Origin of the sequence: Streptomyces tyrfis (assembly GCF_037034285.1) — a bacterium.
Taxonomy (GTDB): domain Bacteria; phylum Actinomycetota; class Actinomycetes; order Streptomycetales; family Streptomycetaceae; genus Streptomyces.
In genome coordinates, this window is record NZ_JBAGJZ010000020.1 from 123,573 (window position 1) to 143,458 (window position 19,886).

Here is a 19,886-nt window from a genome sequence, read left to right on the forward strand (position 1 = left end):
CGCACATCACGCTCGCGGCGGCGCCGTCGACCCCCGGACCATCAGCTCCGCCTCGATCGTCGCGATGCCCCCCGGCGGCGGAGTCTCCTTGCCCATCGCCAGCCGGCCCGCCCGCGCGCCCGCCTCGAACAGCGGCAGCCGCACGGTCGTCAGCGCCGGGACCGCGTCCACCGAGAACGGCAGGTCGTCGAAGCCCGCCACCGAGACGTCCTCGGGGATGCGCAGCCCGCGTTCCCGGATCGCCGCGCACGCCCCCAGCGCCACCGTGTCGTTGGCGGCGACGACGGCCGTCACCCCCGGTTCGCGGCGCAGGAGCTCGTGCGTGGCCTCGTACCCGGAGTGCCGGTCGTAGTGGCCGTGGACGGTGAGCCGGTCCCCGTCGGGCGTCCACCCCGCCGCCCCGGTCGCTCCGCCGGTGCCCGCCGCGCCGGCCCCGCCGAGTCCGGCCGCGCGCAGCGCGTCCCGGTGGCCCTCCAGCCGGTGGCGGGTCGTCGTGCGTTCCGCCGGGCCCGCGACATAGCCGATCCGGGTGTGGCCGAGCGCGAGCAGATGCTCGGTGAGGCGGCGCGCGCCGCCCCGGTTGTCGAAGGCGAGCGCCGCCACGACCCCCTCGCCGCCCGGCAGCGGGGGCCGCCCGCACAGCACCACCCGGGTCCCCGCGTCCGCGAGCTTGGCGAGCTTGGCCGAGATCGCCTCCTGGTGCGCCGGATCCTCCACGGCACCGCCGGTCAGCACCACGGCCGCGGCGCGCTGGCGCTGGAGCAGCGTGAGATAGGTCAGCTCGCGCTCGGGGGAGCCGCCCGTGTTGCAGACCACCGCGAGCTTCTCGCCGCCGGCCCGCCCGGCCCCGCCCGCCGGCCCCGCACCCGCCCCGCCCGGCGTCCCGCCGATCTCGCTCTGCGCCGCGCCCGCCATGATCCCGAAGAACGGGTCCGCGATGTCGTTGACCAGGATGCCGACCAGGTCCGACGTGGCCGCCGCCAGCGAACTCGCGGGCCCGTTGAGCACGTAGTCCAGCTCGTCCACCGCCCGCAGCACCCGTTCCCGGGTGGACGCGGCCACCGGGTAGTTGCCGTTCAGCACACGGGAGACGGTGGCCGGGGACACCCGGGCGCGGGCCGCCACATCCGCCAGGGTGACTGTCATCGCTTGCCTCCGAGGAACGACGCGGAACGAGGGGTGGACGAGAGGTGGGAGAAGCCGCGGCGTGCCCCCTCTTGTCCGGGCCGCCGTCCGCAGGCTAGCGTCATCCCCGATAGAAAGCGCTTGCTACGCCGAGGGGCCGAGCCGGTGCCCGCCCAGCTGTATGGAGGAAATTTCGTGACACGCAGGACAGTGCGCATCGCCATGAACGGCGTGACGGGTCGCATGGGGTACCGGCAGCACCTGGTTCGGTCGATCCTCGCGATCCGCGAGCAGGGCGGCGTCGACCTCGGCGGCGAGGTGCTGTGGCCCGAGCCCGTGCTCGTCGGCCGCCGCGCCCACGCGCTGGAGGAGCTCGCGCAGCGGCACGGGCTGACCGAGTGGTCGACCGACCTCGACGCGGTCCTCGCCGACGACACCGTCGACGTCTACTTCGACGCCCAGGTCACCTCGGCCCGCGTCGACGCGATCAAGAAGGCGATCGCGGCGGGCAAGCACATCTACACCGAGAAGCCCACCGCCACGGACGTCGAGGGCGCCCTCGAACTCGCCCGCCTGGCCCGCGACGCGGGCATCAAGCACGGCGTCGTCCAGGACAAGATCTTCCTGCCCGGCCTGCTGAAGCTGAAGCGCCTGATCGACGGCGGCTTCTTCGGCGAGATCCTGTCCGTGCGCGGCGAGTTCGGATACTGGGTCTTCGAGGGCGACTGGCAGGAGGCCCAGCGCCCGTCGTGGAACTACCGCGCGGAGGACGGCGGCGGCATCGTCGTCGACATGTTCCCGCACTGGGAGTACGTGCTCCACGAGCTGTTCGGCCGCGTCTCCACCGTCCAGGCGCACGTCCAGACGCACATCCCGCAGCGCTGGGACGAGAAGGGCGAGCCCTACACGGCCACCGCCGACGACGCCGCCTACGGCATCTTCCAGCTGGAGGGCGGCGCCGTCGCCCAGATCAACTCCTCGTGGGCGGTGCGCGTCAACCGCGACGAGCTCGTCGAGTTCCAGGTCGACGGCACCCACGGCTCCGCCGTCGCCGGTCTGCGCAACTGCCGCGTCCAGCACCGCTCGGCCACCCCCAAGCCGGTCTGGAACCCGGACCTGCCGGTCACCGAGTCCTTCCGCGACCAGTGGCAGGAGATCCCCGACAACGCCGTCTTCGACAACGGCTTCAAGGCCCAGTGGGAGCTCTTCCTGCGCCACATCGCGCTCGACGCGCCGTACACCTGGGACCTGATGGCGGGCGCCCGCGGCGTCCAGCTCGCCGAGCTGGGCCTGAAGTCCGCCGCCGAGGGCCGCCGCCTCGACGTGCCGGAGCTGAGCCTGTGACCCCCGGGACCGCCGCCGTCGCGTACGACGCCGCGAACGGCCCGCGCGCCGCATCGGAGCTGATCTGAGTGACCATCCACCTCCCGCAGGGCCCCTACGAGCCCCGCACCACCCCGCTCGACCTCGCCCCCGGCGGGGCGCCGCTCGCCTCCCGCACGGTCTTCTCGGCCGCCCATGTGGTCGCCGACCCGTACGCCGACACCAGCCCCGACGACCCCGCCGCCGTCGACTGGGACGCCACCCTCGCCTTCCGCCGCCACCTGTGGTCGCACGGCCTGGGCGTCGCCGAGGCCATGGACACCGCCCAGCGCGGCATGGGCCTGGACTGGGCGGGCGCGGCCGAGCTGATCCGCCGCTCCGGCGCCGAGGCGAAGGCCGTCGGCGGCCGCATCGCCTGCGGCGTCGGCACCGACCAGCTCCCGGCCGGCCCGGCGACCCTCGCCGAGGTGCGCGCCGCGTACGAGGAGCAGCTCGCCGTCGTCGAGGAGAGCGGCGCCCAGGCCATCCTGATGGCCTCCCGCGCCCTCGCCGCCGCCGCGAAGGGCCCCGAGGACTACCTGGAGACGTACGCGCACCTGCTGCGCCAGGCGTCCGAACCGGTCGTCCTGCACTGGCTGGGCCCGATGTTCGACCCGGCGCTGGACGGCTACTGGGGCTCCACGGACCTCGACGCCGCCACCGACACCTTCCTGAAGGTCATCGCCGAGCACCCGGACAAGGTCGACGGCATCAAGATCTCGCTGCTGGAGGCCGAGCGCGAGATCGACGTCCGCCGTCGCCTGCCCGCCGGGGTCCGCTGCTACACCGGCGACGACTTCAACTACCCGGAGCTGATCGCGGGCGACGAGCAGGGCTTCAGCCACGCCCTGCTCGGCATCTTCGACCCGCTGGGCCCGCTGGCCGCCCACGCGGTCCGCGTCCTCGACACCGGGGACACCCAGGGATTCCGCGAACTCCTCGACCCCACCGTCGAGTTGTCCCGACACCTCTTCCAGGCCCCCACCCGGTTCTACAAGACGGGCGTGGTCTTCCTCGCCTGGCTGGCCGGCCACCAGGACCACTTCACCATGGTCGGCGGCCTCCAGTCCGCCCGTTCGCTGCCGCACCTGGCGAAGGCGTACGAACTCGCCGACCGGCTCGGCCTGTTCCCGGATCCGGAGCTCGCCGAGTCCCGGATGCGCACCCTGCTCGCGGTCAACGGAGGCCGCCGCGGCGACGGAGGCAACCGATGAGCGACGGCCGTCTCTCCATCAACCAGGAGACCGTCAAGCAGTGGTCGCTGCCCGAACTGGCCGAGGGCTGCGCCGCGGCGGGCGTCGACAAGGTCGGCCTGTGGCGCGGACCCGTCCAGGAGTACGGCGTCGAGCGCACGGCCGCGCTCCTCGCCGACCACGGACTGTCCGTCACCAGCCTCTGCCGGGGCGGCTTCCTCACCGCCGTCGACCCGGCGGAACGGGCCCGCGCCCTGGACGACAACCGCGCCGCGATCGACGAGGCGGCGGGCGTGTCCACCGACACCCTGGTCCTGGTCTCGGGCGGCCTGCCCGCCGGTGACAAGGGCCTGTACGGCGCCCGCGAACGCGTCGTGGACGCCCTGGGCGAGCTGGCCCCGTACGCGGCGGAACGCGGGGTGCGCCTGGCGATCGAGCCCCTGCACCCGATGTTCGCCTCGGATCGCTGCGTCGTCTCCACGCTCTCCCAGGCGCTGGACATCGCGGAGCGCTTCCCCGCCGACCAGGTCGGCGTGGTCGTCGACACGTACCACATCTGGTGGGACGACCAGGCGCCCGAGCAGATCCTCCGCGCGGGCGCGACCGGCCGCATCCACTCCTTCCAGCTGGCCGACTGGATCACCCCGCTCCCGGCCGGGGTCCTGCTCGGCCGGGGCCAACTGGGCGACGGCTCCGTGGACTTCCGCGTATTCCGCTCGCTCGTCGAGGCCGCCGGCTTCGACGGCCCGATCGAGGTGGAGATCTTCAACGAGGCCCTCTGGGCCCGCGACGGCGCCGAAGTCCTCGCGGAGGTCGCCGCCCGCTACGCCGAACACGCCTGCTGACAGGCGCATCTGACGCGCCGTTTGCCTCCGCGGTAAAGAGATGGTCAAGCCGCGCAACCGTTGGGCGCCCCACCGGGTCGTAGCTGGCGTCGGGTGCTTCCGGGGGAGGAGATCTGGGGGGATCGGGAAGCCCTGACGGAGGGGGAACACGAGGGGGGTCCGGTCATCACGACCGGACCCCGTTTCGTTGCGCCGCCTGCTCTCCCGGCCGTCTGGGGACCGCGGGCGCACCCGGCGCCGCTTCCCGTACCCTCCGTCGCCTCGGATTCCCGGATTCACCGGGCTTCCAGGTCCACCGGGCTCCCGGGTTCACCGCGCCCGCTCAGCGCCTCGGCTCGGGGGCGGCGCCGGGCCGGAGGAAGCGGTGGAGCATCAGCCGCAGGGTGGGGAGCTGGTCGGCCGGGCTGAAGGACGGGTCGGTGGCGGCGCTGGTGTAGAGGGCGGCGATGAGCGCCATGACCCAGGCCGCGGTGTCGTCCGGATCCAGGCCGGGGTCGGTCAGGCCCGCCGCCGCGGCGTTTCGCAGCAGGGCGGTGAGGGCGGCGCGCTCCTCGGCGTTGTCGCGGCTCAGCAGCTCCTCCAGCTCGGGATCGCGGTACGCCTGGACCATGGCCTCCATGACGAGGGCCGGGACCAGCGGCTCCATGGCGGGGGCGGCGAGAAGGTCCACGGTGTCGAGGAGGGCGGCCCACGGATCCTCGGCCGTGCGGGCGGCGGCGAGACGCTCGGCCTTGGTGGGGCCGTCCCGCTCCTCGTCCTGCGCGTCGTCCTCGAAGACGGCGTAGAAGATCGCGCGCTTGTTCGGGAAGTAGTGGAAGAGATTGCCCGCGCTCATGCCGACGGCCTTGCAGATCTCCGCCGTGGTGGTGCGCTCGAAGCCCTTGGCGGCGAAGAGCTCGGCCGCGGCGCCGACGATCTGCCGCCGCCGCGCCCGGTGCCTGGCCGGGTCGACTTTCCTCATGATGGCTCCCTCGCGTCCGGCTTCCGGTTCGCCCGTTTCGACGGTATGAATAATAGACCGAGTGCTCAGTCTATTATTACGGGCCGGCACACAGGAACGAACGAGGGGGAGCGTGACGATGAGCAAGCGACTGGACCGGCGTGCCCAGGGAGACCGGACCGGCGGCCGGACCACCGTGCTCCGCGAGCCGGTGTGGAGCACGGTGTGCGTCTACGCCGCGTTCGGGGCGGTGGGCGCGGGCGTCGGCTGGCTGGCGGACCTCCTGGCCGACTGGCTCGTGGCGCTGCCCTGGGCGCCGCTGCGGGGGCCGGCCGAGCTTGTCACGGCGGTCCCCACGCCGGCGCTGGTCGCCGCGGGCGCGGTGGCGGGGCTGGCCTTCGGCGGCGTCGCCCAGTACGAGCAGCTGGTGATCCGCCTCTCGGCCGACGAGATCGTCCTCACCTGCAAGGGACGCCGGCAGGAGTTTCCGTACGACGCCGTCGCCACGGTGTTCCGGGACGGGCGGCAGCTCGTCCTGCTCGGCCACGACGGGGGCGAACTCGCCCGGCAGAACTGCGGCCTGGACGCCGCCCGCGTCGCCGCCGCGTTCACCGCGCACGGCTGCGCGTGGGCCGACGCCGATCCGTACGCGGACGAGTTCCGCCGCTGGGTGCCGGGCGCCCCCGGCCTTCCGCAGGGGGCGGACGCCATCCTCGCGGCCCGCCAGAAGTCGCTGGAGGGAAAGGGCTCCTCCGGCGACGACACCCGAGAACTCCGCGAGGACCTGGCCCGCCTCGGCGTCGTGGTGCGTGACGAGAGCCGCCGCCAGTACTGGCGGACCATCCGGGAGGCCGGCCGGGCCGGGCGGACCGCGGACTGAGCACCGGCGGACCGGCGGGCGCGGAGGGAACGGCGGACCGGCCTCGCCGTCACCGTTCTGGATGTCTCTAGATGCGCAGCACTCCGCTGAACGGCCCGTGGCCGACGCCCGCTTCCGTGACGGCCAGCCAGCCGTGACCGCGAAGGGCGGTGTGGCTTCCGACCGCGTTCGGGTCGGTGGAGAGCTTGCCGGCGACCCGGTCGATGCTGGATTCCCGGGTGGCGTTCGACTCCGAGTCGTCGTCGTAGTCGTCCTCGAAGTCGAGGTCGTCCTCGTCCAGGTCGTCGTTCGGGGCGCCCCCGTCCGGATCGCCGCTGAGCGGTGTCTCCCAGTCCAGGGGTTCGCCCCTCCACTCCGGATTTCCGTAGCGCGCGTAGCTGCGGCGTATCTCGCCGTCGAGGGCGACGGCCCAGATCGTGGAGTCGCTGAGGTCGTCCTGGAGGAAGTAGTGGGCCTCGCCGCAGGCGGCGCTGACGCGGCGGACGAGTTCGTCGACACCCCAGCGCATCTTCCACAGGGCGGTGTCGGCGTAGACGAGCCGCCAGCCGTCGAGCTCCGGGGTGACGAACACCCGGTAGACCGGGCGTTTCCCGCCGTCGGGCCCCTCGACGTAGGTCTCGTCGTGCTCCATGGCGGAGAGCCCCATCGAGATCGTGCAGGGCCTTCTGTCGTGGAGCCCCATGGCCTCGAAGAGACCCTCGTACGTCGCACCGGGCACGGCGACCCAACGCTGGTCGGGCAACTGGTCCGGGATGTCGTGGGCGGCCTTCAGACGGACGAGCCGTTCCAGGGCGCGCAGGTCCCGTTCGTCGAGTTCGCTCTCGCCACCGATGATGACGAGGGCGCTCAGCGCGTGTCTGCGCAGGCGGGCGGGGCCGCGACGGCGGATCTCCCGCAGCAGGGGTCCGGCCTGTCCGCCGATGGCCCGGATCGCCTTCTCCGCCTGGTAGCACGTGGAGCTGTCCCGGGCGTCCAGGAACGGGATGACGTCCACGACGGCGGGGGCGGCGGCCGCACCGAGGTTCCGCAAACCTCCCAGCACCTCGTGCCGTATCTCCTTCATGGGGTGCGACAGCGCCGCCACGTACTGCGGAAGGCACCGTTCGTCGAAGCCGCGCAGCACATGCCCCAGCTCCCACCACTCGGGCGCCTTCGCGGCCCTGGCGCGGGCCGCCACCGCGGCGTCGAAGGCGGCGGGACCTATCAGACGCAGGGCGTCGCGCAGCCCCCACATCGCCTGCCCGCTCACCGCACCCAGCGCCGCGACCAGCCCGGGCGCGGCGGCGTCCCCCGGCTCGGCGAGCCGGCCCACGACCTGAGCCGTCAACTCCTCGTCGCCCTTGACGCGTTCCAGCTCGGCGATCAATGCTTCTTGATCCATCCGGCCGACGAGAGCCGAGGCGACCGACAGCCCCTGGGGAGAGTGAGCGCGGGCCGGTCGGGGCCGGCCCTCTCGAACCGGTCGCCGTTCGGGGGCTGTTAACCTGCGGCGATCCATCTTCCCCACTGGACACTCACCAGTCCCTCACCCATGAGAGGTCGCGCATGCGCGCAGGCAGATCCGGCTTCGCGGCCGTGGTCGCGGGAACGCTCGCCCTGGGGGCGTTCACCGCTCCGCCCGCCCAGGCGGCGGACACCGGCGTCAAGATGTCGAACGTGGTCCTGAACAAGGGCAAGCCCATCATCGTGGGCACGTCCGCCGAGGTCTTCCCCACCCTGACGTATCGCTTGTCGTGGCCGTCCGGTCTCAAGCAGTCCGACGTGAGCGCCTTCCTGTATCTGTACCACGGCACCACCGCCGCCAAGGCACCGGAGCGTAAGCGCATCCGCATGGTCCTCGCCGCCTGCGAGGACGGCACCGTGGCCGCAGACTGCAGGGGCGAGCTGTACGTCGACCCGCGATACACCCTCGACTCGAACAACGACGCCACGACCTGGAAGAGCGCCGTCTGGATACAAATCTGGAACGCGAAGGGCGGGCTCAAGAGCGAGCAGTATCTGCCCCTCACCCCCACCGTGCGGGTCAAGCGTGCGGCGAAGGTCACCGTCGACGCCTCGCCCGAGCCCGTCGTCAAGGGCCGCAAGCTCGCGGTCACCGGCAAGATCACCCGCGCGGACTGGGCGAAGCACAAGTACACCGGCTTCGGCGGCAAGGCGGCCAAGCTCCAGTTCCGCAAGGCCGGTACCAGCACGTACAAGACGGTCAAGATCGTGAAGGCGAACTCGACCGGCGCTCTCAAGACCACGGTCACCGCCTCCGTCGACGGCTACTGGCGCTGGACCTTCGGCGAGACGAACACGACCGGCGGCGCGACCGCGGCCGGCGACTACGTCGACGTCAAGTGACGGCTTCCCTTTCCTGGAGCGGGCCGGACCCGGCAGCCCCGGCCCGGCCTGCTCCAGGCTCCTGAAGCGCCGGGCGGGACGGCCCGCCCCGGAGCCCGTCCGCTTCGGAATCTCCACACGTTCAGCGTCTCTCCGTGCCCCGATACCACGGAGGAACAGTGGCTGGTCAGCGGCACCGCTTTTCCCTGGGAGGCTTCAACTAAGGGTTGTTGCGCAACCGTCGGTTAGGCGCTGGTGGGCGCGGTCTGAGACGGGATGTCCCGGTCGCCCTGATTCCTTCGATGGTTCGGTGAGTGCCGAACGATCCGGCCAGTAGCGTGCGGAATCCGGCGCGGGAGATTCCCGCGCCGATGACGCCGGAGGATCCCCCCCCATGTCGGAGACGGCCCTGAAGCAGCAGCTTGCCGAGCGGTTCCGCGAGGTAAACGGCGACCATCCGATGACCGACGCCGACGATGCGTATGTCAGCGCGCAGTTCGTTTCTCTGGAAGAACTGTGCGTAGCCCTTGGTCGCGACAGCGATGCGGTCCGCCGGCTGATGCTGGGGCGGTGTCTGCCGCTTCCGGGATATCTGCGCTCCGACGGTGCTGAGATGGTGCCGGCCGACCTGTTCGCCCTCGCCGACGAAGCGGGTGGCGTAGACCTGCTCGAAGCCTGGTTCACCGCTCACTGGGCCGACCCGATCACTGGCAAGAGCGAGTGGAATTCGTATCTCAGCGGACAGTACGTGTGCCTGCGCTCGGTGACCCCGGCCGCCATTCAACGCAAGGATGATCTGACGACCGCGATCAGTGCCGCGGCGGGCGAGTCGGATGCTGGTTCAGCGCAGTGGGCGGAGCGGCTGCACGCCCTTATCGATGAACTCGACGCGCTGGAACCGGCGTTCACCGCCTACGACCGTCTCCGGTTCGGCGGGCCTACGTCCCGGGATACCTGCATCGCCGCGATGCGTGACCGTTTCCCGCGCCCGTGACCTGGGGCCATGGCCGATGGGCGCGGATCGGTTGCGGTCGTTCATGGCGCGCGGGCTTCGGGGCGTTCGACGAGGTGGCCGCGTGCGAAGCGTGCTCCAGCGCGGACGAGGGCGACCAGGTGGGGTGCGTTCACGGCCCGCCACCGCGCGAAACGGGCACTCGCCCTCGGTGACGAAGGCGAGTGCTCTGTTGTGTCCCCGCTTTTGTGCCGGGGGCGTGTTTCACCGGGTGGGTGCGGTGTGGTTCAGGCGTTCAGGCTGCCGTTCTTGACGGCCGAGACGAATGCCGTCCAGCCGTTGGCGGAGAGGACGAGTGTGGGGCCGTTCGGGGTCTTGCTGTCGCGGATGGGGACGGTGGCGTAGCCGTCGGCCACTTCGAGGCATTCGCCGTTGGCGGGGCCGCTGTAGCTGGACTTGCGCCAAACGGTCGGTGTTCCGGAGTTGGTGAGGGTGTGCTCAGTGCTGTGCATGCTCGTGCTCCTCCACGATGGCTCTGACGAGCGCCACTGAATTCGGATGCGGGAGCGCATCCCTTGAGGCGAAAGCGTAGTTTCTCTGGAAGGCCTCAAATAGGGGTTGTCCTGTAACTGCTGGTCAGGCTCAGGGTGAGTGCCGAAACTTCGTAGCCGTTACGGCTGCGCTGCCGGTACCGTCTGGCCTGCCGGCCGGCCACAATCGGCGGGATTGCCGAGTTCGGAGAGTGGTTCCCATGTCCAGCCAGAAAGCGACGACGACCCTGTGGCGCCCCACGGGCCCCAAGGAACTGGACCTGGTGCGCGAACTGGACTGGCGCGCTTGGCCGCCTCGACTGCCTGAGCAGCCGATCTTCTATCCGGTCCTCAACGAGGACTACGCGGTGAAGATCGCAAGGGACTGGAACGTGAAGCACGACGGCGCCGGCTTCGTCACTCGTTTCGAGGTCGAGTCGGAGTTCTTGAGCCGGTATCCCGTCCAACAGGCAGGCGGGCAGACGATCCTTGAGCTATGGGTGCCGGCTGAAGAGCTCGATGAGTTCAACACCCACATCGTCGGCAGAATTCAGGTGGTCCACGAGTTCCGCGCCGACGGCGGCCACCGCGACACCGGTCGGACCCGGTTTTCTGCTGGTACCGCTAGGGGAATCGGAGAGTGAAACGGGCACTCGCCCTCGATGACGAAGGCGAGTGCTCTGTTGTGTCCCCGTTTTTGTGCCGGGCGCGTGTTTCACCGGGTGGGTGCGGTGTGGTTCAGGCGTTGAGGCTGCCGTTCTTGACGGCCGAGACGAATGCCGTCCAGCCGTTGGCGGAGAGTACGAGCGTGGGGCCGTTCGGAGTCTTGCTGTCGCGGACGGGGACGGTGGCGTAGCCGTCGGCCACTTCGAGGCATTCGCCGTTGGAGCCTCCGCTGTAGCTGGACTTGCGCCAACCGGTCAGCGTTCCGGAGTCAGTGATGGCGGGCTCAGTGCTGTGCATGCTCGTGCTCCTCAGCGATGGCTCTGACGAGGGCCACTGACCTCTTGTGCGGGGCCGCTTCGCCCAGGGCGAGAGTGTACGCGGTTTGACACTGCGCTACCAACGCCGGATCGTCCATCAAGTGCCCCGTGCGAAGGCCCTCGACGTAGGCGATCGGTGGGGCATCCGCGAAGTTCAGCAGGTAGAGCATGCTCTCCTGGAGTGGGTGTGCCCCCGAGGCGAAGGGCAACACATGCAGACGCAGTCGCCCGGACTCAGCCATGTCTGCGATTTTGTGCAATTGCTCTGCCATGACCTCCGGTCCGCCCACGCGACGCCGGAGTGCTGCTTCGTCGAGCAGCGTCCAGGCGACCGGAGTCGGTGAATCGCTCAGCAGCCGGGACCGCTCCAAGCGATTGACGACGAACTCATCAAGTTCCCGAGGGCGGTAGTTGACGTGATACGCATGGAACACGGCGCGGGCGTAAGGCTCGGTCTGGAGCAGACCAGGAATCAGGGAAGCGCCGTACTGCCGGATCTCCGTCGCTTCCCGCTCCATCTCGGCGACCGGCGCGAAGTACTGGGCGAACTTCGTGTCCAGGTCCTTCAGCCAGCGGGCGAAGAAGCCGTCCGTCCGCAACGCGATGTCGATCCGCTGCGCGTCATCCGGCTTCGGCAGCCGTCGTCCCGCCTCGTAGTGGCTGATCAAGGTGGGCGAGCACACCACCTGTTCGCCCAACGCCTCCTGGGTCAGTCCTGCCGTGACCCTTCGCAGCCTCAGTTCCTCCCCGTACTTCTCTCTCGGCGTGCGCGGCTTCCGTTCCTTCGCCATGGGTACCGACTCCCTCCTCTGACCGGCGCGGCGTCAAGCCCGAACCCCTTGAGCGTAAGCAGAAGGAACCTCACTCTGTGATGAGTTCGTCGCAGAACGTATTCATTCGTGGGTAATTTCAGAAGGAGAGCACGTCGTCATGAAGGATCTCGTCCGCCGGTTCGCCAAGACGCTGGTGAGTCCCGTGCGTCCCGTGCGCCCCCTGTGGCTGGTGCGCCCGGTGCCCCTCGCCGTCCGGCCGTACTCCTGCGTGTACGTGGCCGGGCCCGCCGTCGCACGCCGGGCGGCGGGGGTCGCCGCGTGAACGGGAGCGCGGGAAGGAGGGGCGGCGGCGACGTCGTGCGGTTGCTGCCCTGGGGCAGGCTGGACGGCAGGCCGTGCTACGTCATCGGTGACGGCGCCGGCTATGTGTCCCGGATGGCCGACGGCGTCGAGAGCATCCAGCTCGGCATGGCGGACGATCTCCTCGGCCACGCCGACGACCTGTTGGCGGACCGGCGGGTGACGGGCCACGAACTGCACTACCTGGCCTCGCGGTTGACCGAGTCGCTGCGTGACGTCAAACGGGTCGCGGAGAGCCGTGGCGCCCGGCTGGCGCAGTTGACCGGGCGTGGGCCGGGGCCGGGCGCGCGTCCGCCGACGAAGCCGGAGGCGCACGCGCCGGAACGGGAATAGCGGGTCGCGCGGCGGACGCGGTCTCCGCGCCTCGTGGACAGACGGCATCCCTACGCGGTGCTCACAGGTTTCTGACAAGTGCGGGTCAGGGTGTGGGGGTGGCCGCCCGCGACGCGCGCCGTGGGGCGGCCGGGTGTTCCGACGAAGCGAAGCAACCGAAGCGATCGCAGCGGGGCCGACTGAGAGGCAGAGGCGCAGATGGCGGTGGAGAAGCACGGCCGCAGGGCGGTCGGCAAGGCGTTCGGCGGCCGAGGTCGCGCGGCGGCCCTTGCCGCGGGCGCGGTTGTCGTCGCGCTCACGGCGGTGAGCCCCGCCCTGGCCGTGGGGGATCGGGCCGGGTCCGAGCGGAGTACGGTCCCGGCGGGTACGGGCGCGGTTCAGGCGAGTGCGGGGACGAGTTCGCCGTCGGTGGGGCGGGCCGCGTACGACCTGGGCGATCTGGCCTTCGCCCCCGGGGCGCCGTACAAGGGGAGGAACGAGATCGCCGCGGTGGTGCGGTACCCCGAGGGCGCGGGCAGCGAGGGGCTGGCCCGGGGCAGGCATCCGCTGATCGTCATGCAGCACGGGCAGTGGGCCACCTGCGCGGACCGTGCCGCGCAGAACGCGCTGGTGAAGGCGCGGAAGGCGCTGGCCCTGGCCGAGGAGGCCGGGGACGAGGCCGAGGCGGCCCGGCAACGGGCGGTCGTCGACCGGATGAGCGAGCGGTTGTGGGCCTGGCCGTGCCGGGCGGGCATCGCCCCGCTGCCGAGCAGCTCCGGCTACGACTATCTGGCCGAGAGCCTGGCCCGGCAGGGCTTCGTCGTGGTGTCCATGGGCGCCAACGGGATCAACGCGACCAGCGGCGGCCAGGCGGATTCGGTGTATCGGGCGCGTGCCGACCTCATCAACAAGCACCTGGACCTGTGGCGTCAACTCGACGCTGGCAAAGGTCCGTTGAAGGGGAAGCTCAAGGATCCGGAGACCGGCCGGGTCAGCGACGCCCCCTTCGCCGGGCACCTGGATCTCCAACGCGTCGGCGCCCTCGGTCACTCCATGGGCGGCGGGGGCGTGATGCAGCAGGTCGCCGACGGACGGCACGGCGACTGGCCCGCCGGAGTGAAGGTCAAGGCGGCGTTGGGCCTCGCACCCACCGCCACCTGGGACAACGAGCCGGTCACCAAGGTCCCGCTGGCCGTGCTGTGGGGAACGTGCGACCAGGTCAACACCGGTGAGTACGTGAAGTGGAACAGGAAGGACAACAAGGCGCCCCTCCACGGCATCACCCTCACCGGCGGCAACCACAACTACTTCAACACCCAGTGGTCCCCGGGCAGCGGCCAGGTGGCCGGCGAGGACGACGCGATCCCCGGCGGACAGCCCGGCCGATGCGTCGCCCAGGACGGTACGGACCAGGAGCACCGGGGGCTCGACGAGGCCACCCAGCGCCGGATCGCCACGGGTTACACCGTGGCCTTCTTCCGCCGGTACCTCATGGGCGACACCTCGGCGGACGCCCTCCTGACCGGCCGGAAGAAGCTGCCCGACGTGCCGGACGTGGTGCGGGTGGAGTACGTGAAGCCCCACTGAGGCCCCTCGGCCCTCAGCCGGTCGGACCGCCCTCCTCGGCGAGCTTCCTGATGCCGTGGAGGGTGGCCTCCATCCCGGCGCGCAGTTCCTTCAGCCGCAAGGCGACCACCTCCTCCTCCCGGTCCGGCCACTTCTCGATGATCAGGGTGAGCCCGCTGCGCCCCGGCCCGAGGCGGACCGTCTGCCGCAGCCGCGCGCCGGTGCCCTCGGCCTCGATCTCGTAGCGCCAGGACGCCACCCGGCGCGCCGGGTCCAGCGTCGGCTCGCCGAACCGGCCGTCCGCGTCCATGACGGCCCAGGCGAACGCCCGGTGCTCGTCCACCTCGGTCACCTGGGAGACCGTCCGCCACTCGCCCAGCAGCTCGCGGTGGTTGACGCCCTCGAAGCGCGCGCCCACCACGGGGCCGTCCGCCCCGTCGAGCCAGGCGACGCGCTGCAGTTCCGGGCTGAACCTGGCCGGCAGACGGACGTCCGTCACCAGCTCCCAGACCCGTGACACGGCCGCCTCGACATGAACGGCACAGTCCACGGTCGGACCGTCGCCGTGTTTCACGGTGTCCCCGTCGTTCAAAGCATCCCCCTCTTCGCCCCGGCGAGGCGTTCCCCATCTGAGGGGAGCTTCCTCGTGTCGCGGCAGTCGATCATCCCGATCCCCGGCCGCGTACGCAACAGGTTCGGCCCCCGGCCGCGTACGCGACAGCCCGGCCCCGCGCTGTCGGCGCCGCCCGATACCGTCGGAACATGTCCAACATGGCGGTCCTCGAAGGCGTGCTGGAGCGCATCACCTACGCCAACGAGGAGAACGGGTACACCGTCGCCCGCGTCGACACCGGCCGGGGCGCGGGCGATCTGCTGACCGTGGTCGGGTCGCTGCTGGGGGCGCAGGTCGGGGAGTCGCTCCGGATGGAGGGGCGCTGGGGGTCGCACTCCCAGTACGGCAAGCAGTTCGTCGTGGAGAACTACACGACCGTGCTGCCCGCCACCGTCCAGGGCATCCGCCGCTACCTCGGCTCCGGGCTCATCAAGGGCATCGGCCCGGTCATGGCGGACCGGATCACCACGCACTTCGGCGTCGACACCCTCGACGTCATCGAGAACGAGCCGAAGCGCCTGATCGAGGTGCCCGGTCTGGGGCCGAAGCGGACGAAGATGATCGCCGCGGCCTGGGAGGAGCAGAAGGCGATCAAGGAGGTGATGGTCTTCCTCCAGGGGGTCGGCGTCTCCACCTCCATCGCCGTGCGCATCTACAAGAAGTACGAGGACGCCTCGATCTCCGTCGTGAAGAACCAGCCCTACCGGCTGGCCGCCGACGTCTGGGGCATCGGCTTCCTCACCGCCGACAAGATCGCCCAGGCCGTCGGCATCCCGCACGACAGCCCCGAACGGGTCAAGGCGGGCCTGCAGTACGCGCTGTCGCAGTCCACCGACCAGGGGCACTGCTTCCTCCCCGAGGAACGGCTGATCGCGGACGGGGTGAAGCTGCTCCAGGTCGACACGGGCCTGGTCATCGAGTGCCTCGCGGAGCTGGCCGAGGACCCGGAGGGCGTCGTACGGGAGAAGGTGCCGTCGCCCGAGGGCGGCGAGATGATCACCGCCGTCTACCTCGTGCCGTTCCACCGGGCCGAGATCTCGCTCGCCGGGCAGGTGCGGCGGCTGCTGCGCGCGCCCGAGGACCGGCTGCCGGCCTTCCAGGACGTCGACTGGGACAAGGCGCTGTCCTGGCTCGCCCGCCGTACGGGGGCGAGCCTGGCCCCCGAACAGGAGGCCGCGGTACGGCTCGCGCTCAGCCGCAAGGTCGCCGTGCTGACCGGCGGGCCCGGTTGCGGGAAGTCGTTCACCGTGCGGTCCATCGTGGAGCTGGCCCGGGCCAAGCGGGCCAAGGTGCTGCTGGCCGCGCCCACCGGGCGGGCGGCCAAGCGGCTCTCCGAGCTGACCGGGGCCGAGGCGTCCACCGTGCACCGGCTGTTGGAGCTCAAGCCGGGCGGCGACGCCGCGTACGACCGGGACCGGCCGCTCGACGCCGATCTCGTCGTCGTCGACGAGGCGTCCATGCTCGATCTGCTGCTCGCCAACAAGCTGCTGAAGGCGGTGGCACCCGGTGCACATCTGCTGCTCGTCGGGGACGTCGACCAGCTGCCGTCGGTCGGCGCGGGGGAGGTGCTGCGCGATCTGCTCGCCGACGGCAGCCCCGTCCCGGCGGTGCGGCTGACCACGATCTTCCGCCAGGCCCAGGAGTCCGGCGTGGTCACCAACGCCCACCGGATCAACTCCGGGACGCCGCCACTCACCCAGGGGCTGAAGGACTTCTTCCTCTTCGTCGAGGACGAGACCGAGGACGCGGGCAGGCTCGCGGTGGACGTGGCGGCCCGTCGTATTCCGGCGAAGTTCGGCCTGGACGCGCGGCGCGACGTGCAGGTCCTGGCCCCGATGCACCGCGGCCCGGCCGGCGCGGGCGTGCTCAACGGGCTGCTCCAGCAGGCCATCACGCCCGGCCGGCCCGACCTGCCCGAGAAGCGGTTCGGCGGCCGGGTCTTCCGGGTCGGCGACAAGGTCACCCAGATCCGCAACAACTACGACAAGGGCGAGAACGGCGTCTTCAACGGCACGGTCGGCGTCGTCACCGCCCTCGACCAGGACGAACAGAAGCTGACGGTTCTCACCGACGAGGACGAGAAGATCGACTACGACTTCGACGAGCTCGACGAGCTGGCCCACGCCTACGCCATGACGATCCATCGCTCCCAGGGCAGCGAGTACCCGGCGGTCGTCATCCCGGTCACCAGGAGCGCCTGGATGATGCTCCAGCGGAACCTGCTCTACACCGCCGTGACCAGGGCCAAGAAGCTCGTCGTGCTGGTCGGCTCGCGCCAGGCCATCGGCCAGGCGGTCCGCACGGTTTCCGCGGGCAGACGCTGTACGGCGCTGGATTTCCGGCTGGCGGGAGGCCCCGGCGGAGGGTCCACGGAAAAAATGATCGATCAAATCGGTGGGAAACATCACGCAGCCCTTCCGGAACCGGAAGCCAGGGGGCAGGATGGGTAAGCTCGCGGCACTCAGTGCCGCGAGTAGGTCCAATGGACGACCTCGAGTGCACTCTCCTGAGCCGAATGGGGGAGGGTGGAGACAGTCAGGGAACCTCGAAGAAGAGGCACTACGTCGGTGAGGGATGACGTGAGCGAGCACACCAACAACGCTGTAGTACTGCGGTACGGCGACGGCGAGTACACCTACCCGGTGATCGAGAGCACCGTGGGGGACAAGGGCTTCGACATCGGGAAGCTCCGCGCCAACACCGGTCTGGTGACGCTGGACAGCGGATACGGCAACACGGCCGCCTATAAATCCGCCATCACCTACCTCGACGGCGAGCAGGGCATTCTGCGCTACCGCGGCTACCCGATCGAGCAGCTCGCCGAGCGCTCGACCTTCCTCGAGGTCGCCTACACCCTCATCAACGGCGAGCTCCCCAAGGCCGACGAGCTCGACACCTTCAAGAACGAGATCACCCAGCACACGCTGCTGCACGAGGACGTCAAGCGCTTCTTCGACGGCTTCCCGCGCGACGCCCACCCGATGGCCATGCTGTCCTCGGTGGTCAGCGCGCTGTCCACGTTCTACCAGGACAGCCACAACCCGTTCGACGAGGAGCAGCGCCACCTCTCGACGATCCGGCTGCTGGCCAAGCTGCCGACGATCGCCGCGTACGCGTACAAGAAGTCCATCGGGCACCCCTTCGTCTACCCGCGCAACGACCTCGGGTACGTCGAGAACTTCCTGCGCATGACCTTCTCGGTCCCCGCCCAGGAGTACGAGCTGGACCCGGTCGTCGTGTCCGCGCTCGACAAGCTGCTGATCCTGCACGCGGACCACGAGCAGAACTGTTCGACCTCCACCGTGCGTCTGGTCGGCTCCTCGCAGGCGAACATGTTCGCCTCGATCTCCGCTGGCATCTCGGCCCTGTGGGGCCCGCTGCACGGTGGCGCCAACCAGTCGGTGCTGGAGATGCTCGAAGGCATCCAGGCCAACGGCGGCGACGTCGACTCCTTCATCACCAAGGTGAAGAACAAGGAGGACGGCGTCCGGCTGATGGGCTTCGGCCACCGCGTCTACAAGTCCTTCGACCCGCGCGCCAAGATCATCAAGGCTGCCGCGCACGACGTGCTGTCCGCGCTCGGCAAGTCCGACGAGCTGCTCGACATCGCGCTGAAGCTGGAGGAGCACGCGCTCTCCGACGAGTACTTCGTCGCGCGCAACCTCTACCCCAACGTGGACTTCTACACGGGCCTGATCTACCGGGCCATGGGCTTCCCGACCGAGATGTTCACCGTGCTCTTCGCGCTCGGCCGCCTGCCGGGCTGGATCGCCCAGTGGCACGAGATGATCAAGGAGCCGGGTTCCCGCATCGGCCGCCCGCGCCAGATCTACACCGGTGAGGTCCTGCGCGACTTCGTCCCGGTCGAGAGCCGCTGAGTCCCGGCACTCCCGCGCACCCACCCGGTCGGTCCGTCCGGGCCGGTGGTCTTCGCCCCGTACACCGCGCTGTCGCACAGAGCGCGGTCTGCGGGGCGATTCGCGTATCGGGGCCGGGGCCCCGACAGAAGGAGAAGCGCCCCGCCGCCGATCCCCCCACGGGCCGACAGCGAGGCGCTTCCCATAGCCCGGAGCGGATTCCCCCCACGGGATCCGGCCGGGTGTCTGCGGGAGCCGAGGCTCCTGGGTGTTCGCACACCCTTTGAGCAGGCAACACACTGCGCTCTTCACTTGTACTTCCGGTGCGATCTGCCGGGGTACGTACGCACGGGAGGGCCGCTCAAAGCTCCCCGGTGCACGTGCCCCGGCCAACGCTTGCCCGAAGCATCCCCCAAGACGCTTCGCCGGACGTCCCCCAAGACATCCTTGGCATCGCACTCTTAGACTCGCGAACCCGCCGGATGGTTACCCCCAAATCGATGTGATCTAAGTCTCTTTGTGGAAGTTGGGTGAAGGCGCGCAACCGCAGGCTGTTCATCACGACGAAGACCGATGAGAACGCCATCGCCGCTCCGGCAATCATAGGGTTGAGCAGCCCAAATGCCGCAAGAGGCAGGGCGGCTGCGTTATAGAGGAATGCCCAGAGGAGATTGCTCCTGATGGTGGCCAGGGTGCGCCGGGAGAGCCTGATCGCGTCGGCCGCCACCTTGAGATCTCCACGAACGAGCGTCAGATCGCTCGCCTGGATCGCGGCGTCCGTGCCGGTCCCCATGGCCAGACCGAGGTCGGCCTGGGCCAGCGCGGCGGCGTCGTTGACGCCGTCGCCGACCATGGCGACCGAACGCCCCTGGGACTGGAGCTCCTTGACGACGTCGACCTTGTCCTCCGGCATGACCTCGGCGTGGACCTCGTCGATGCCGACCGCGCGGGCCACGGCGTCCGCCACGGCACGGTTGTCGCCGGTCAGCAGGACGGGACGGAGCCCGAGGGCGCGCAGTTCGGCGACGGCCTGCGCGCTGGACTCCTTGACGGCGTCCGCCACGGCGAGAACGCCCCGCGCCCGCCCGTCCCAGGCGACCGCGATCGCCGTGCGTCCCTGGTCCGCCGCGTCCCGCAGGGCGGTGGCCAGACCCTCGGGGATGCCGATGCCCGCGTCGGTGAGCAGCCGTTCGCGGCCGACGAGGACGGCGTGGCCGTCGATGACGCCCTGGACGCCGAGTCCGGGGGCGTTGGCGAAGTCGTCGGGGGT

General features: G+C 70.5%; 19 protein-coding genes and 1 pseudogene. 12 read left to right on the top strand and 8 right to left on the bottom strand.

The genetic code is table 11. The features are described from left to right. Positions 1–6: 6 nt before the first annotated feature. Positions 7–1,146 carry a LacI family DNA-binding transcriptional regulator gene (locus WA762_RS17630; RefSeq protein ID WP_335936719.1) on the bottom strand — a complete coding sequence of 380 codons (1,140 nt, stop codon included), beginning with the start codon at positions 1,144–1,146 and terminating at the stop codon, positions 7–9. A 174-nt stretch (positions 1,147–1,320) separates the two neighbouring features. On the opposite strand from WA762_RS17630, the gene WA762_RS17635 reads away from it, so the two are divergent. The 3 genes from WA762_RS17635 (at position 1,321) to WA762_RS17645 (ending at position 4,525) form a co-directional block, all read left to right on the top strand. Next, positions 1,321–2,469: a Gfo/Idh/MocA family protein gene (locus WA762_RS17635; RefSeq protein WP_335936720.1), complete on the top strand. Its 1,149-nt coding sequence runs from the start codon at positions 1,321–1,323 to the stop codon at positions 2,467–2,469. Between the two features lie 68 nt (positions 2,470–2,537). Next, complete coding sequence (locus WA762_RS17640) at positions 2,538–3,701, top strand: dihydrodipicolinate synthase family protein (RefSeq protein WP_335936721.1); 1,164 nt, start codon at positions 2,538–2,540, stop codon at positions 3,699–3,701. Next, positions 3,698–4,525 carry a sugar phosphate isomerase/epimerase family protein gene (locus tag WA762_RS17645; protein ID WP_335936722.1) on the top strand — a complete coding sequence of 276 codons (828 nt, stop codon included), beginning with the start codon at positions 3,698–3,700 and terminating at the stop codon, positions 4,523–4,525. Before WA762_RS17640 ends, WA762_RS17645 begins: the two co-directional genes overlap by 4 nt. A 322-nt stretch (positions 4,526–4,847) precedes the next feature. On the opposite strand, the gene WA762_RS17650 is transcribed toward WA762_RS17645, so the two are convergent. Further along, on the bottom strand, positions 4,848–5,486 hold the full coding sequence (locus WA762_RS17650; RefSeq protein WP_335936723.1) for a TetR/AcrR family transcriptional regulator: 639 nt from the start codon (positions 5,484–5,486) through the stop codon (positions 4,848–4,850). Between the two features lie 118 nt (positions 5,487–5,604). Between WA762_RS17650 and WA762_RS17655 the strand changes: the two genes are divergently transcribed. Then, positions 5,605–6,345 (top strand): YqeB family protein, encoded by a 741-nt coding sequence (locus WA762_RS17655; RefSeq protein ID WP_335936724.1) that lies wholly within the window; start codon positions 5,605–5,607, stop codon positions 6,343–6,345. Positions 6,346–6,412: 67 nt separating this feature from the next. Here WA762_RS17655 and WA762_RS17660 read toward each other — a convergent pair whose 3' ends face one another. Then, complete coding sequence (locus WA762_RS17660) at positions 6,413–7,726, bottom strand: hypothetical protein (RefSeq protein WP_335936725.1); 1,314 nt, start codon at positions 7,724–7,726, stop codon at positions 6,413–6,415. A gap of 164 nt (positions 7,727–7,890) precedes the next feature. Here WA762_RS17660 and WA762_RS17665 point away from each other — a divergent pair, with 164 nt between their 5' ends. Together WA762_RS17665 and WA762_RS17670 are read left to right on the top strand one after the other, a co-directional pair. After that, a complete protein-coding gene (locus tag WA762_RS17665) occupies positions 7,891–8,691 on the top strand; it encodes a hypothetical protein (RefSeq protein ID WP_335936726.1) in 801 nt (266 codons plus the stop codon). A 373-nt stretch (positions 8,692–9,064) separates the two neighbouring features. Then, the gene (locus WA762_RS17670) at positions 9,065–9,664 is read left to right on the top strand and encodes a DUF6058 family natural product biosynthesis protein (RefSeq protein WP_335936727.1); all 600 of its coding nucleotides are present in this window, start codon (positions 9,065–9,067) and stop codon (positions 9,662–9,664) included. Positions 9,665–9,909: 245 nt separating this feature from the next. On the opposite strand, the gene WA762_RS17675 is transcribed toward WA762_RS17670, so the two are convergent. Continuing rightward, positions 9,910–10,134, bottom strand: a complete 225-nt coding sequence (locus WA762_RS17675) for a DUF397 domain-containing protein (RefSeq protein WP_335936728.1) — start codon at positions 10,132–10,134, stop codon at positions 9,910–9,912. A gap of 239 nt (positions 10,135–10,373) precedes the next feature. Here WA762_RS17675 and WA762_RS17680 point away from each other — a divergent pair. Beyond that, positions 10,374–10,724: pseudogene (locus tag WA762_RS17680) on the top strand (hypothetical protein); the annotation flags it as partial. 166 nt (positions 10,725–10,890) lie between these two features. On the opposite strand, the gene WA762_RS17685 reads toward WA762_RS17680, so the two are convergent. Further along, complete coding sequence (locus WA762_RS17685; RefSeq protein ID WP_335936730.1) at positions 10,891–11,115, bottom strand: DUF397 domain-containing protein; 225 nt, start codon at positions 11,113–11,115, stop codon at positions 10,891–10,893. Next, entirely contained in the window at positions 11,102–11,926 is an 825-nt protein-coding gene (locus tag WA762_RS17690) for a helix-turn-helix domain-containing protein (RefSeq protein WP_335936732.1), read from the bottom strand. Before WA762_RS17690 ends, WA762_RS17685 begins: the two co-directional genes overlap by 14 nt. Before the next feature lie 139 nt (positions 11,927–12,065). Between WA762_RS17690 and WA762_RS17695 the strand changes: the two genes are divergently transcribed. The 3 genes from WA762_RS17695 (at position 12,066) to WA762_RS17705 (ending at position 14,167) form a co-directional block, all read left to right on the top strand. Next, positions 12,066–12,230, top strand: coding sequence for a hypothetical protein (locus tag WA762_RS17695; protein ID WP_335936734.1), 165 nt, complete (start codon positions 12,066–12,068; stop codon positions 12,228–12,230). Continuing rightward, the gene (locus tag WA762_RS17700; RefSeq protein ID WP_335936736.1) at positions 12,227–12,601 is read left to right on the top strand and encodes a hypothetical protein; all 375 of its coding nucleotides are present in this window, start codon (positions 12,227–12,229) and stop codon (positions 12,599–12,601) included. Before WA762_RS17695 ends, WA762_RS17700 begins: the two co-directional genes overlap by 4 nt. 198 nt (positions 12,602–12,799) lie before the next feature. Continuing rightward, on the top strand, positions 12,800–14,167 hold the full coding sequence (locus WA762_RS17705) for an alpha/beta hydrolase family protein (RefSeq protein WP_335936737.1): 1,368 nt from the start codon (positions 12,800–12,802) through the stop codon (positions 14,165–14,167). A 13-nt stretch (positions 14,168–14,180) separates the two neighbouring features. Here the strand turns inward: WA762_RS17705 and WA762_RS17710 are convergent, their stop codons facing one another. Next, positions 14,181–14,696 carry an SRPBCC family protein gene (locus WA762_RS17710; protein ID WP_335936739.1) on the bottom strand — a complete coding sequence of 172 codons (516 nt, stop codon included), beginning with the start codon at positions 14,694–14,696 and terminating at the stop codon, positions 14,181–14,183. A 212-nt stretch (positions 14,697–14,908) separates the two neighbouring features. Between WA762_RS17710 and recD2 the strand changes: the two genes are divergently transcribed. Together recD2 and WA762_RS17720 are read left to right on the top strand one after the other, a co-directional pair. Then, a complete protein-coding gene (gene recD2, locus WA762_RS17715; protein ID WP_335936741.1) occupies positions 14,909–17,209 on the top strand; it encodes an SF1B family DNA helicase RecD2 in 2,301 nt (766 codons plus the stop codon). 129 nt (positions 17,210–17,338) lie between these two features. Further along, positions 17,339–18,637, top strand: coding sequence for a citrate synthase (locus WA762_RS17720; RefSeq protein ID WP_335936742.1), 1,299 nt, complete (start codon positions 17,339–17,341; stop codon positions 18,635–18,637). A 340-nt stretch (positions 18,638–18,977) separates the two neighbouring features. Here the strand turns inward: WA762_RS17720 and WA762_RS17725 are convergent. Continuing rightward, positions 18,978–19,886, bottom strand: a 909-nt coding sequence (locus WA762_RS17725; RefSeq protein ID WP_335936743.1) for a heavy metal translocating P-type ATPase, incomplete at its 5' end; no start/stop codon positions are given.